The following is a 13,423-nucleotide window of genomic DNA, read 5'->3' as shown; positions in this document are numbered from 1 at the left end:
AGGCTTCCCAGGGCGTCCGGGTGACCCAAATCGTGGAAAGTGCGGCCCCGGCGCGTATGACTTATGACCCCCATAATCCGCTGGCGGATGAAAAAGGTTACGTGAGCATGTCCAACGTGGATCCGGTGGAGGAGATGGTGAACATGATTTCTGCTTCCCGGTCTTATCAAAGCAATGTGGAAGTCATGAATACCGCCAAACAAATGCTGATGCGTACCTTGCAGATCGGCCAACAGTAACTAGGAGAAGAATCATGGCTTCGGTAATCGACAACATCAATACTGCCAATCGTGCAGCCTCCACTTCCAATACCTCTCCAAGTGCCGCCAAGGATATGGAGGATCGCTTCATGACCCTGTTCCTGGCGCAGCTGCAGAACCAGGACCCCCTGAATCCCATGGAAAACGCCGAGATGACCTCTCAGCTGGCCCAGATGAACATGGTGTCGGGCCTGGAAGGCTTGAACAAGACGATGCAGACCCTGTTGGGCAGCTACGGCGAGTCCTTGTCCCTGCAGGCGGCAAATTTGATCGGCAAGAATGTTCTGGTCCCCGGTGATGATCTGGTGCTGACGGAGAATGGTGCGTTGGCCGGGATCGAGCTTGATGGGCCTGCCGATACGGTTGAGGTGGTGATTACCAAGCCGGACGGCACGGAAGTGGCTCGTCAGAATCTGGGTCAGCAGGATGCCGGTTCTTTCGCTTTTGTCTGGGATGGCAAGGGGGCGGATGGGGAAATGTTGCCGGAAGGGGAATACCGCATAAAGGTGGCAGCTTCCCTGGGGGGCGAGTTGGTGAATTCCACTTCCCTGCAAGCTGGCATGGTCTCTGCATTGAGTCGTGGCAAGGATGGTTTCATGCTCGAAATTGCCGGTCTTGGCAATGTGGAACTCGATGCAGTGAAACAGGTGTTCTAACAGATCAAGCTAGGAGACGACCATGGCATTCCAACAAGGGCTGAGCGGCCTCAATGCATCTGCCAAGGCGCTGGATGTAGTTAGCAACAACATTGCAAATGCTGCGACAGTCGGTTTCAAGGGCGCGCAGGCACATTTTTCCGACCTGTTCGCCAGCGCCTTGAGCGGTGGCAGTTCTGCCCAGGTGGGGATCGGCGTGAAGCTGGGGGCTGTCCAGCAGACCTTTACCCAGGGCAACATCACGGTCAGTAACAATCCCCTGGACATTGCCATCAACGGGAATGGTTTCTTTCGGGTGCAAATGAGCCAGGCGGACCAAAGCGGTTATTACACCCGCAACGGCCAGTTCCACCTGGACAAGAACGGCCTCATCGTGAATTCCAACGGCTCCATCCTGACCGGCTACATGTCCTATGACGGAACCACGGTGGATACGGCCAGCGTTCAGCCCATCACCCTGGGGACAGGCGGGATTCCACCGAAGCAGACCGGGTGGTCATCAACCGTTGATCCGGCCAACAGCGGCCTGAAGCTGTCGGTGAACCTGGATAACCGGGATAAGAAGGCAGTCAACGTTACGGATCCCAACTGGACGCCCCTGACTCCATTTGCCTGGGATTCGACCTTTAGTACCGGTATGTACAACTACTCCACCTCGGCGACCGTGTATGACCAGTCCGGGGCGGCCCACACCCTGACGAACTACTATGTCCGCCAGGAGGACACCGGTCCCGGTGCCCGGACCTGGGCGGTTTATACCGCCCTCGACAACAAGTACATGTTGACGGATACGACCAATCCCCCCGAGCTGGTTTTCCAGCCCAACGGCGTGATTCAAGGCTTGCCCAGCGACTACCGTTTCCCGCTGGACATGACCCAGAGCACGGATATCGAAACGGGGGCGCCGGTTGATCTGACCACGGATCTGGAATGGTTCGATCCGGCTGTGACGATCAATCTGGACATGGGCGAGTCCACCCAGTACGGCAGTCCCAACGATACCCGGGAAATTGTCCAGGACGGCTACGGCGCCGGGATGCTGACTCGCGTAACGGTGGATGAACAGGGCTTTGTCCAGGGCAACTACAGTAACGGCCAGACCAAGATCATGGGCCAGGTGATTCTGGCGGAATTCCGTAACCCCAACGGCTTGCAGAATGTGGGCAATAACCTCTGGGTTGAAACCAATGCCTCGGGCCAGCCTCTCATCGGGGCTCCCGGTGCCGGGACAAAAGGTCTTCTGCAATCCGGTGCGGTGGAAGAGTCCAACATCGACCTGACCCAGGAACTGGTGAACATGATCACCATGCAGCGCAACTACCAGGCGAATGCCCAGTCCATCAAGACCCAGGACCAAATCCTGCAAACCATGGTGAACCTGCGTTAAGGCAGCTAAAGGGAGGGGATTGATATGGACCGCTTGATCTATACCGCTATGACGGGGGCAAAAAATGCCTTCATGCAGCAGGCTGGCGTGGCGAATAATCTGGCCAATGCCAGCACTGTCGGCTTCAAGGCCCAGATGCACCGTTTCCAAGCGGTACCGGTACTGTCCGAGGCGATGCCGAGCCGGGCCTTCGTCGTCGATGCGTCGATCCAGGATGTTTTTGATGAAGGGCCCATCCTGCGTACTGACAACCCCTTTGATGTGGCGGTCGATGGCCAGGGCTGGATTGCCGTGCAGACGCCGGATGGCGGTGAAGCCTATACCCGCGCCGGGGCATTGGAGATCAATGTCAATGGGGTGTTGCAGACCAAGAGCGGTTACATCGTCGCCGGCGATGGCGGCCCCATCAGCATCCCGCCGGACAACAATGTCAGCATCGGTGGCGATGGCACGGTGAGCGCCATCCCGACTTACGGGACGCCCAACATGGTCAACGTGCTGGGGCGCATCAAGCTCACCAACCCGCCCGAGACCGAACTGATACGGGGCGAGGATGGTCTCTTTCGTCTGCGGGGCGGCGGCATTGTGCCGGCAGACGAAAATGTGCGGCTGGCCTCCGGCAATCTGGAGGGCAGCAATGTCAATGCAGCCGAGGCCATGGTCAATCTCATCAGCCTTTCCCGCCAGTTCGAAATGCAGATCAAGCTGCTCCAGACCGCCGACCAGAATGCCCGCCAGGCGGATCAATTGCTCGCCTTGAGCAGCTAAGAAGGAGAACCCTCATGATTCGCTCACTCTGGATTGCCCGCACCGGTCTTAATGCCCAGCAGACCAACATCGATGTGGTGGCCAACAATCTCGCCAATGTCAGCACCGATGGCTTCAAGAAGTCCCGCGCCGTGTTCAACGACCTGCTCTATCAGGTGATCCGCCAGCCCGGCGCCCAGTCTTCCCAGCAGACCCAGGTCTCCAACGGCCTGCAACTCGGGACCGGGGTGCAGCCGGTGTCCACGGCCCGGATCTTCACCCAGGGCAACCTCAAATTCACCCAGAACGCCCTCGATGTCGCCATCAACGGCAATGGCTTCTTTCAGATCCTGCTGCCCGATGGCACCTCGGCCTACACCCGGGCGGGCTCCTTTCAGAAAAACAACCAGGGCGATATCGTCACGCCGGAAGGCTATCCCCTGCAGCCCAACATCAACATTCCCACTACCGCGCTGTCGGTCACCATCGGCAGTGACGGCACCGTCACCATGACCGAGGCGGCAAATCCGGCGCCGGTGCCGCTGGGGACGATCCAGGTGGCCACCTTCGTCAATCCGGGCGGCCTCTACAGCATGGGTGACAATCTCTTCCTGGAAACGGGATCGAGCGGCACCGCGACGCCGAATACGCCGGGCCTGAACGGGGCGGGGGCGCTCAAGCAGAACTATGTGGAAACCGCCAACGTCGATGTGGCCGAGGAACTGGTGACCATGATCGAAGCCCAGCGCGCCTATGAGCTCAATTCCAAGGTGGTCAGCACTTCCGACCAGATGCTGGCGCGTCTGACCCAGATGTGAGCGAGGCGATCATGAAAGTCTTGACCGTCCTCCTGACGCTGGCCGCCCTCATGGCAGGCTGTGTCTCCACGCCGCCCACCAGCGTGCATCAGCCCATGACCGTGCGTCCGACCTACCAGGACCGGGGGGCCGCCGCCAGCGGAGGCATCTTTCAGGCCTATTCGGCCCGGCCCCTGTTCGAGGACCGGCGCGCCCGTTACGTGGGCGACATCCTCACCGTGAATATCCGGGAAAACAACCGCGCCTCGGCCGAAGCCGAGAGCAATGCCAGCCGCTCCGCCGAAGTGAACGCCAAGATCGATGCCCTCAACGTGCCCCCCTTCAACGTCAATCCCCTGAACCGGGCGACTGGCCTCAATGCCGCGGCCAAAAGCGACAATATCTTCAGCGGCAGTGGCGATGTGAACAACAACAATGTCTTTCAAGGCATCATTACCGTGACCGTGATCGAGGTGCTGCCCAATGGCAATCTGCTCGTGTCCGGCGAAAAGCAGGTCTCCATCGGCCATCAGCAGGAGTTCATCCGGCTCTCGGGCGTGGTCAATCCGCTCGATATCCGCTCCGAGAGCGTCGATTCGAGCCGGATCGCCGATGCCCGCATCGAATACAAGAGTGCCGGCTACATCAGCGAAGCCCAGGTCATGGGCTGGCTGGCACGTTTCTTCCTTACGGCTCTTCCGTTTTGATAAGGGAGTGCATCATGGCAAGTCTGAGCAAATATTCACGGGGGAAGGTGGCCATTCTGGCCGCTCTTTGCACCCTGTCAGTCTGGACCTTGCCGGCCCGTGCCGAGCGCATCAAGGAACTGGCGTCGGTTCAAGGTGTGCGTGACAACCAGCTGGTTGGCTATGGTCTGGTGGTCGGTCTGGATAATAGCGGCGACCAGACCACCCAGACCCCTTTCACCTCCCAGTCCGTGATCAACATGCTCTCCCAGATGGGGGTGAATGTTCCCCAGGATCAAATCAGGAGCATCCAGTTGAAGAACGTGGCGGCCGTGATGGTCACCGCCAACCATCCGCCCTTTGCCCGGCCCGGGCAGAGCATCGACGTCACCGTGTCCTCCATGGGCAATGCCAAGAGTCTGCGCGGCGGCACCTTGTTGATGACCCCCCTCAAGGGTGCCGATGGCCAGACCTATGCCATGGCCCAGGGCAGCCTGGTGGTCGGCGGCGCCGGCGCCGCCGCGCCGGGTGCCAGGGTGCAGATCAATCACCTCTCGGCCGGGCGCATTCCCGGCGGGGCAACGGTGGAGCGGGCGGTCCCCACCACCATCGGCCAGGGACCCCATGTGGTGTATGAACTCGAGAAAGCGGATTTTGAAATGGCCCGGCGGGTGGTCGAAGCGATCAACCGGCAGATGGGGGCCGGGGTGGCACAAGCCGTGGATGGCCGCCAGATCCGTGTCATCGCACCTGAATATCCGGATGCCCGGGTCGCTTTCATGGGCCGCCTGGAGAACATCGAGGTAGTGCCGACCCGTTCCCAGGCCAAGGTGGTCATGAATCCCCGTACCGGCTCGGTGGTGATGAACCAGCAGGTCACCATTGACGCCTGTGCCATTTCCCACGGCAACCTTTCGGTCATCATCAGTAATGACCAACAAGTGGATGGGAGCAATCAAGCCAATGTCCGGCTGGTGCAGGAGGGCGGCACCAATCTGCTCAACATCAAGGCGGGCACCAATCTCGCCGATGTGGTCAAGGCCTTGAATTCCCTGGGGGCCAACCCGCAGGATCTGCTCGCCATTTTGCAAGCCATGAAGGCGGCAGGGGCGCTACGCGCTGATCTGGAGATCATCTGATGGCCATCAAGACGGCAGGTAGCCCGGGGCTGGCGATGGACGTCAAGGGGGCCCAGGATCTGCGCGCCCAGTTCAAGACCGACCCCCAGGCGGGCGTCAAGTCTGCCGCGCAGGAATTCGAGGCCCTGTTTTTGCAGATGGTCATGAAATCCATGCGCGCGACCACCAGCCAGGATAGCCTGATGGACAGCGATTCCAGCCGGTTCTTCACCGGCATGCTCGATCAGCAGGTGGCCAAGGATCTATCCCGGAGCGGCAGCCTTGGCCTGGCCGGATTGCTGGAGCAGCAACTGTCGCAGCAGATGGGAATGGCGGCGTCGCCACCGGCAAGTATTTCCGCTTTGGAGCTCAGCGACTTGCCGCTTGCCCGGCCGGGCGGCATCGGCGCGGGGCCGGGCTTGCCGGCCGCGGTGCGGCCTGCGGTGCCGGCGGGGAATGCGCTGATGGAGCAAAGCGCGGCGCAGAGCGCCGCCCCGCAGACGACCCGGGAATTCGTTGATCAGGTCTGGCCGCATGCGGTGGAGGCCAGCCGCAGTACCGGCATTCCTCCGCAATTTCTGGTGGCCCATGCCGCGCTCGAAAGCGGCTGGGGCAAGCGCGATATCCGCAACGCGGATGGCAGCCCCTCCTTCAACCTGTTCGGGATCAAGGCCGGCAAGAACTGGCAGGGCAAGACGACGGAAATCACCACCACCGAATATGTCGATGGCCAGCCGGTGAAGATGAAGGAGAGCTTCAGGGCCTATGGTTCCTACGCCGAATCCTTTCAGGATTACGCGCAACTGCTGCGCAATAATCCGCGTTATGGGAGCGTCATCGGGTCTCAGGATGGCACGGAGTTTGCTCGTAGATTGCAGCAGGCGGGCTATGCCACTGATCCAGGATACGCCGGGAAACTGGCCAGCATCATCAACGGACCCACACTCCGGCAAGCCTTGATCGGATAATCAGGCTAAACATATCCCCGCCACCGCCGTAAACAAACGGCAAGAACCGGAGATGAATCATGAGCCTCTTGAGTACGGGTGTAACGGCATTGAATGCGGCCCAATTGGGCCTGGCAACCACCCAGCACAATATTTCCAATGCCAACACGGCCGGCTTCAGCCGGCAATCGACCGTTCAGGCGACCAATGTGGCCATGATGACCGGCGCGGGTGCCATCGGTCAGGGCGCACATGTCGCAACGGTCGTGCGCAGCTACAGCGCCGTGCTGCAAAGCCAGGTCGATTCCGCCCAGAGCAAATCGAGCCAGCTCGATACCTATCACAGCATGATCGCCCGCATCGACAACCTGCTGGCCGATTCCACCTCGGGCATCTCGCCGGTCATGGCCGGGTTCTTTCAGGGCGTTCAGGATGTTGCCGCCAATCCCGGTCTGGTATCGGCACGCCAGTCGATGGTCAGCTCGGCCCAAGCGCTGGTGACGCGCTTCCAGACGCTCGAAAATCGCCTCGCCGAACTGCATGAAGAAACGAATACCCAGATCCGGGATACGGTTGGGCTGGTCAACAGTTACAGCAAGCAGATTGCCCTGTTCAATGAAAAGATCGTCGCATTGAGCACTGCCGGGCGGCATACCCCCAATGATCTGCTCGATCAGCGTGACCAGATGGTCGTTGAACTCAATAAACTGGTCCGCGTCACCACCGTCCAGGATTCCCAGGGCGCCCTCAATGTTTTTGCCGGCATGGGGCAGCAACTGGTGGTCGGTAATCAGGTGGTGGCGCTGGAAGTACGTCCTTCGGCCCGCGACCCGGAACGCTATGTCATTGCCCAGCAGGGTAGTGGCGCTGAATTGCCGGAAAACTATCTGGATGGCGGCAAACTCGGTGGCGTACTGTCCTTCCGTAACCAGGCACTGGATCAGGCGACCAGCACGCTGGGGCAGATGGCTGCCAGCCTGGCCCTGACGGTCAATGCCCAGCAGCAGTTGGGGCAGGATCTGCTGGGTAATGTGTGGGGAGACACCGATTTTGTCGCCCGGATTTTCAATATCAGCGACCCCAAGGCGGTTGCAAACACCAACAATACCGGGACCGGCAGTATTGCCAGCTTTACCTTTGACGCCCCGCAGATCTCCAGCGAAGGGAATTACTATACCCAGCTGGCCAGCAGCGATTACGAAGTTCGTTTTATCGCCGGCGGGAATTTCACCGTCAAGCGTTTGAGTGACGATGAGTTCATTACTCCTCCGGGCGGCGTAGCGGGACCTTCCTACAGCTTCGATGGTTTGACGCTCAATATGAATCCTGGCCATGCTGCCGGTGATACTTACCTGCTGCAGCCGACGCGTGAAGGGGCGCGCAACATTGCGGTGAATCAGGATATTGCTGCCGATGTGCGCAAGATTGCCGCTGCGAGTCCGGTCCGAACCGATGCCGTCTCCACCAATACCGGAACCGGGCGGATTACGTCTGGTCAGGTCACTGGCGATTCCTACGAGACTCCCCTGACTTATACAGCAGCCCCCGCCCCCGGTACCCTTAGCGGCTTTACCGTCGGGATGACGGTCAATGTGGATGGCACGGATTACACGATTACAGCGCCAACTGACTCAGTACCTTACCCCAGCGGGGGCATGATCAGCTTTAGCAATGGTTTTTCCTTCCACTTCAATGGCACACCTTCGGACGGTGATCAATTCGGCCTGCCTTTGATCCAGACCACCCTGCCTTTGACCCTGACTTATGATTCCGGGACCACCTCCCTGAGCGGCTTCGCCGCCGGGATGACGGTCAATGTGGATGGCACGGATTACACGATTACAGCGCCAACCGACTCGGTGCCTTACACCCCCGGAGCCAAAATTAGCGCCAATGGTTTCGAGTTCAACATCAGTGGCATCCCTTCGGATGGCGACCAATTCACCCTGGCCGCCAATGTTGGGGGTATCGCCGATGCCCGCAACATTGTCAGGATCGGCGCCTTGCAGACCGCCAGTACCATGAACGGCGATGCCAGCAAGGGGGTTTCCACCTTCCAGGTTTCCTATGCCCAGCTGGTGAGCGATATTGGCACCAAGACCAAGGTCGCCCAGGTGGATGGCGAGGCCCAGGCCACGGTGCTGGAACAGGCCATCGCGGCACGGGACGCTGTTTCTGGTGTCAATCTGAATGAAGAAGCCGTCAATTTGATCAAGTACCAGCAGGCTTATCAGGCCGCCGCGAAAATGATGAGCACGGCTTCCACTTTGTTCGATACCCTGCTCAGCATTGCTGCTTAGGAGAGAGATCATGAGAATCAGCACAACGCAGCTTTATGATTCCGGGGCCAATGGCCTGTTACGCAATCAGTACGATCTGTACAAGCTGCAGAACCAGTTTTCCACCGGGCGGCGGGTGGTGACCCCCGCGGATGATCCGGTGGCAGCCTCCCAGGCTTTGGTGACGGAGCAAAAGCTCAATGTCAATCAGCAGTTTCTGGATAATCAAGGCAATGCCCGCGCCCAGCTCGCCGAACTGGAAAGCTTGATGGCTTCGGTGGGGACCAGTCTGATTGACGTCAAGAGCCGCTGGGTCGAGGCCGGTAACGGCGCCTATTCGGATAGCGAACTGAAAGCCATTGCCGTCGATCTGCGGAGCAAGTTCCAGGAGTTCCTGGGGATTGCCAACAGTGCGGATGCCAATGGTTTGTACCGTTTTGCCGGCTATCAAGGCGCTACCCAGCCTTTCGTGCAGGAAGGTGGGCAGGTGCAATACAAGGGGGATAGTGGCGCCCGGCAACTACAGGTCGAAGCCAGTCGTTTCATGGAAGTCAGTTATTCCGGGCGGCAGTTCTTTGAAGCCATTCCCGAGGGGAATGGTGTATTCGTGACGGGGGCTGACACGGGGAATACCGGCTCGGGAGTCATCAGCAACGGCAGCGTGCTGACGGCCTACAGCGGCAATAATTACCGCCTCGAATTCACGCGGACCCCGGACCCGCTCTACCCTACCGACACGACCAAGGACACGGTGGAGTATTCGATCTATGAATGGGCGCCAGGGGCCGCCATGCCGGGCACTCCCACCTCGGGCCCCTTTGCCTACAAGTCCGGCGATGCCATCTTTCTGCCTGATCCGACTGACCCCACGAAGGAGCTCAACGTCGTCATTACCGGTGATCCTGCAACCAACGACAGCTTCACGCTGCGCCCTAGTGCCACGGAGAGCCTCTTTACCACGCTGGACACCTTCATCCAGACCCTGGAGCAGGGCAACAAGTCTGATCCTGCCGCTTTCCAGAACGCGATGCTGCGAATTGGCGCCAGCATCGATCAAGGCATCCAGCATGTCCTGGATGGCCGCGCCGATGTCGGCGCCCGCATGGCCGAACTGGATTCGCTCAGCGCGCTGGGCGGGGACCTGGATGTGCAGTACCAGTCGCAGATTTCGGATCTGGTGGACCTGGATTACACCAAGGCGATCACCGATCTTTCCCGGAACCTGTTGCAATTGCAGGCCGCCCAGCAATCCTTCATGAAAGTGACAGGCTTGAGTCTGTTCAATTTCTTATGACCCTCCGGGTGCGGGTGTTGCCGGGCGTCGTGTTGCTGGGCGTCGTGCTGGGCGGCTGCGCTGCGGTGGGATTGGATGACTCACTGGTTGAAGACGGTACGATCCAGGATGTGGCGCCAGCCGCTCTGGCCAGCCGCCTGCTCAAACCCGGGAGCGGCGACTGGATCAATTTTGGCATCGCCTACCTGATTCATGATCCCCTGGCGCCCAACTGGGAAATTCAAGAAACCCGGGTCAGCGAAGATGTGTTCCACATGCAGCTGCGCATGAAGCGCTATCACAAAGGGGGCGAGGGCGAATCGATGCTCATCCTCAAGCGCCGGGCAGCCCAGCTGCAGCGCGAACTGGGGTATGGCAGCTACCGGATTCTCGATTATATGGAAGGCATTGACTCCCAGACCCTGGGGGCGCGCCGTTTTGGCGAGGGCAGCATCCAGCTGGTGTGGCGTTAGGCTAAGCGGGGGGCAAGGCGAAATAGAGCATGGCATTTAGCCCTTCGTTGAAGATTTGCTCTAGCGGCACGACCAGGTAGCTCATCATCAGGTAAAGGCCGGCAAACCCCAGGGCCAGGGTGATGGGAAAGCCGATCGCAAAGAGGTTGAGTTGCGGTGCGGCACGGTTGAGGACGCCCATGCCCAGGTTGGTGATCAGCAAAATCACGATGACGGGGAGCGACAAGAGGAGCCCCGTGGAGAATATCCTGGCGCCGAGACTGGCCAGGAAATGCCAGCTTGAAGCGTGCAAAGGGGTGCTGGTGATGGGGATGGCAAGAAAACTCTGCGCCATCACCGAGAAATAAATCAGATGGCCATTGAGGGCCAGAAAAACCAGGGTGGCCAGCAATGTCAAGAAATTGGCAATGACCGAGGTCTGGGACGTGCTCTGAGGGTCGTAGAAGGTGGCAAAGCCCAGGCCCATCTGGAAGGCGATGATGGAGGAGGCCATTTCGATCGCTGTGAAAATGATGCGCATGGAAAGCCCCATGCCGATCCCGATCAGAATCTGTTGCGCCAGTATCCAGAGCCCAAGGCCGGAGGCGGGAGATACCGCCGGCATGGCGGGCAGGATGGGGGCGATGGCGAGGGTCAGTGCAAGGCCCAGCATCAAGCGGATGCGCCGTGGCAAGGCCGCATTGCTGAGGAAAGGGGCGGTGGCGGCCACGGCCAGAATGCGCACCAGGGGATAAATGAAGCTGGCGATCCAGAGGTCGAGTTGGGCCGAGCTGACGCTGATCACGTTAGCCGATGATGTTCGGGATGCTTTCCAGCATCCGGCGCATGTAGGAAAGCATCAGTTGCAGCATCCAGGGACCGGCCAGCAAGAAGGTGAGGAAAACGGCGACCAGCTTGGGAATGAAGGAGAGGGTCGCCTCATTGATTTGCGTGGCGGCCTGGAAAATACTGACGATCAAGCCGACGACCAGGGCGACCAGCAGCATGGGGCCAGACAGCAGCAAGGTGACTTCAATGGCCTGGCGGCCAATTTCCATGACGGTGCCCGTGTTCATGTACCAAAACTCTTGACCAGCGAGCCAATCAGCAACTGCCAGCCATCCGCGAGCACGAACAGCATGATCTTGAACGGCAGGGAGACCATGACCGGCGACATCATCATCATGCCCATGGACATCAGCAGGCTGGCCACCACCATGTCGATGACCAGAAAGGGGATGAATACCACGAAGCCGATCTGGAAGGCGGTCTTCAATTCACTGGTGACAAAGGCGGGAATCATGATCCGCATCGGGGTATCTTCGGGCTTCTCGATTTTTGCGATATTGGCCAGCCGGGCAAACAGGGCCAGATCGGCCTCCCGGGTCTGTTTGAGCATGAAACCCTTGAGCGGGACCGAGGCTCGTTCGGCCGCTTCCATGATGTCGATCCTGTTTTCGGAAAGTGGGAGATAGGCCTCGTTGTACACCCGGTCTGCCACCGGGGCCATGATGAAAAAGGTGAGAAACAGGGCCAGGGCGATCAAGACCTGGGTGGGCGGCGTGGTCTGGGTGCCCATGGCGTGGCGCAGCAGGGCAAAGACGATGATGATGCGGGTGAAGCAGGTCATCAACAGCAAGCTGGCGGGGATGAAGGAGAGCACTGTCAGCAGCAACAGCGTCTGGATGGTCAGGCTGTAAGTGGTCGTGTTGCCGGGGCCTGGCGTCGCCGAGAAGGCGGGCAGCCCGGCCTGGGCCAGGGCCAGCTGGGGAAGGATCAGCAGACCGGGCAGGCAGAGGGCGCGCAGCACGGCGGCGGAGAAAAGCTTGTTATTGGCCATGCCCACGCCGATCCGAGAACTGCTGCATCCAATGGGAAAAGGGCAGGGGCGCCGCCGGGCTGTCAGGAGGAAGTTCTCCTCTGGGCATGGTATGGAGCGTGCGGATCTGGCCAGGGACAATCCCGATGACGAGCCATTGCTCCCCGGCTTCGAGCAGCACAATGCGTTCCTTGGGCCCCAGGGCCACTCCCCCCAGCAGTTTCAGCCCGCCCTGGCCGAATCCCTTGCCGCCCAGAAGCCGGCGTGCCATGAAGGCAAAAAGAAAGAGCAGCGCAATGATGAAGGCCAGTCCCAGCATGGCTTGCAGAAAGGCAGACGAAGAAACGCCGGGGGCTGGCGTATCAGCCAGGGCAACGGACGGGGTGAGGAGGGCGAAAAAAAGAAGTGGGGGCATGAACAACGCAGCTCGAAGAATCTGCGTATCTTAGAGCAATCTGCTCTCCATGGGCAGCGTCTCCGTGGGCAGCGTCTCCATGGGCAGCGTCTCCGTGAGGTGCTGCGAGGTCAGTGGGTCATCAGCGTCCCAGTTTGCGCATCCGCTCCGAGGGCGTGATGATGTCCGTCAGGCGGATGCCGAATTTGTCATTGACCACCACGACCTCGCCCTGGGCAATCAGGGTGCCGTTGACCAGGACATCCATGGGCTCTCCGGCCATGGCGTCGAGTTCGACCACGGAGCCATGGGCCAGTTGCAGGAGGTTCTTGATCGTGATCTTGGTGCGTCCCAACTCCACGGTCATTTGCACGGGGATGTCCAGGATCATGTCCAGTTCGTTCATGATGCTGCCTGGAGCCGCCCCGGGGGCATTGAAGGAGGGGAAGATGTCGGCGGGGTGGGCGGCGGGGTGGGCGGCGGGCGCCGCCGCTTCCCTGGGGGCCGTCTGCTCGGCCATCGCGGCGGCCCAGTCATCTTCGGAAATGGGCTCTTCCGTAGCGGGGGCGGCGTCCATGCCCATGTTCGCCTGGGCGTCAGAAATCTCG

The 13,423-nt window shown here is 59.9% G+C and carries 16 protein-coding genes; 11 read left to right on the top strand and 5 right to left on the bottom strand.

Annotated elements, in window-relative coordinates; genetic code table 11:
* The 11 genes from flgC to WBH99_RS12185 form a co-directional block, all read left to right on the top strand.
* On the top strand, positions 1–239 hold a 239-nt coding region (flgC, locus tag WBH99_RS12235), incomplete at its 5' end, for a flagellar basal body rod protein FlgC (RefSeq protein WP_424220377.1).
* Positions 240–253: 14 nt separating this feature from the next.
* Positions 254–916 (top strand): flagellar hook assembly protein FlgD, encoded by a 663-nt coding sequence (locus tag WBH99_RS12230; RefSeq protein ID WP_424220376.1) that lies wholly within the window; start codon positions 254–256, stop codon positions 914–916.
* Positions 917–938: 22 nt separating this feature from the next.
* A complete protein-coding gene (gene flgE, locus WBH99_RS12225) occupies positions 939–2,303 on the top strand; it encodes a flagellar hook protein FlgE (protein WP_424220375.1) in 1,365 nt (454 codons plus the stop codon).
* A gap of 24 nt (positions 2,304–2,327) precedes the next feature.
* Positions 2,328–3,071 (top strand): flagellar basal body rod protein FlgF, encoded by a 744-nt coding sequence (locus tag WBH99_RS12220; protein ID WP_424220374.1) that lies wholly within the window; start codon positions 2,328–2,330, stop codon positions 3,069–3,071.
* A gap of 14 nt (positions 3,072–3,085) precedes the next feature.
* Positions 3,086–3,868, top strand: coding sequence for a flagellar basal-body rod protein FlgG (flgG, locus tag WBH99_RS12215; RefSeq protein ID WP_424220373.1), 783 nt, complete (start codon positions 3,086–3,088; stop codon positions 3,866–3,868).
* Between the two features lie 11 nt (positions 3,869–3,879).
* Positions 3,880–4,554: a flagellar basal body L-ring protein FlgH gene (locus tag WBH99_RS12210; RefSeq protein ID WP_424220372.1), complete on the top strand. Its 675-nt coding sequence runs from the start codon at positions 3,880–3,882 to the stop codon at positions 4,552–4,554.
* 14 nt (positions 4,555–4,568) lie between these two features.
* On the top strand, positions 4,569–5,672 hold the full coding sequence (locus tag WBH99_RS12205) for a flagellar basal body P-ring protein FlgI (protein WP_424220371.1): 1,104 nt from the start codon (positions 4,569–4,571) through the stop codon (positions 5,670–5,672).
* Positions 5,672–6,619: a flagellar assembly peptidoglycan hydrolase FlgJ gene (gene flgJ / locus WBH99_RS12200; RefSeq protein ID WP_424220370.1), complete on the top strand. Its 948-nt coding sequence runs from the start codon at positions 5,672–5,674 to the stop codon at positions 6,617–6,619. The genes WBH99_RS12205 and flgJ overlap by 1 nt, the downstream gene beginning before the upstream one ends.
* A 59-nt stretch (positions 6,620–6,678) precedes the next feature.
* A complete protein-coding gene (gene flgK, locus WBH99_RS12195) occupies positions 6,679–8,898 on the top strand; it encodes a flagellar hook-associated protein FlgK (RefSeq protein ID WP_424220369.1) in 2,220 nt (739 codons plus the stop codon).
* 10 nt (positions 8,899–8,908) lie between these two features.
* Positions 8,909–10,171: a flagellar hook-associated protein FlgL gene (flgL, locus tag WBH99_RS12190; protein ID WP_424220368.1), complete on the top strand. Its 1,263-nt coding sequence runs from the start codon at positions 8,909–8,911 to the stop codon at positions 10,169–10,171.
* Positions 10,168–10,623 carry a hypothetical protein gene (locus WBH99_RS12185; protein WP_424220367.1) on the top strand — a complete coding sequence of 152 codons (456 nt, stop codon included), beginning with the start codon at positions 10,168–10,170 and terminating at the stop codon, positions 10,621–10,623. The genes flgL and WBH99_RS12185 overlap by 4 nt, the downstream gene beginning before the upstream one ends.
* 1 nt (position 10,624) lies before the next feature.
* On the opposite strand, the gene fliR is transcribed toward WBH99_RS12185, so the two are convergent.
* The 5 genes from fliR to fliN form a co-directional block, all read right to left on the bottom strand.
* Positions 10,625–11,407, bottom strand: coding sequence for a flagellar biosynthetic protein FliR (gene fliR, locus WBH99_RS12180; RefSeq protein ID WP_424220366.1), 783 nt, complete (start codon positions 11,405–11,407; stop codon positions 10,625–10,627).
* Between the two features lies 1 nt (position 11,408).
* Positions 11,409–11,678, bottom strand: coding sequence for a flagellar biosynthesis protein FliQ (gene fliQ / locus WBH99_RS12175; protein WP_424220365.1), 270 nt, complete (start codon positions 11,676–11,678; stop codon positions 11,409–11,411).
* The gene (gene fliP / locus WBH99_RS12170; protein WP_424220364.1) at positions 11,675–12,442 is read right to left on the bottom strand and encodes a flagellar type III secretion system pore protein FliP; all 768 of its coding nucleotides are present in this window, start codon (positions 12,440–12,442) and stop codon (positions 11,675–11,677) included. Before fliP ends, fliQ begins: the two co-directional genes overlap by 4 nt.
* Positions 12,432–12,836 carry a flagellar biosynthetic protein FliO gene (gene fliO / locus WBH99_RS12165; protein ID WP_424220363.1) on the bottom strand — a complete coding sequence of 135 codons (405 nt, stop codon included), beginning with the start codon at positions 12,834–12,836 and terminating at the stop codon, positions 12,432–12,434. Before fliO ends, fliP begins: the two co-directional genes overlap by 11 nt.
* A 121-nt stretch (positions 12,837–12,957) precedes the next feature.
* Complete coding sequence (fliN, locus tag WBH99_RS12160; protein ID WP_424220378.1) at positions 12,958–13,392, bottom strand: flagellar motor switch protein FliN; 435 nt, start codon at positions 13,390–13,392, stop codon at positions 12,958–12,960.
* Positions 13,393–13,423: the final 31 nt, after the last annotated feature.

It is taken from the genome of Azovibrio sp. (genome assembly GCF_049658005.1).
Classification (GTDB): domain Bacteria; phylum Pseudomonadota; class Gammaproteobacteria; order Burkholderiales; family Rhodocyclaceae; genus Azovibrio.
The sequence above is the reverse complement of the archived record's forward strand: the minus strand, read 5'-3'. Positions and strand labels throughout refer to the sequence as shown.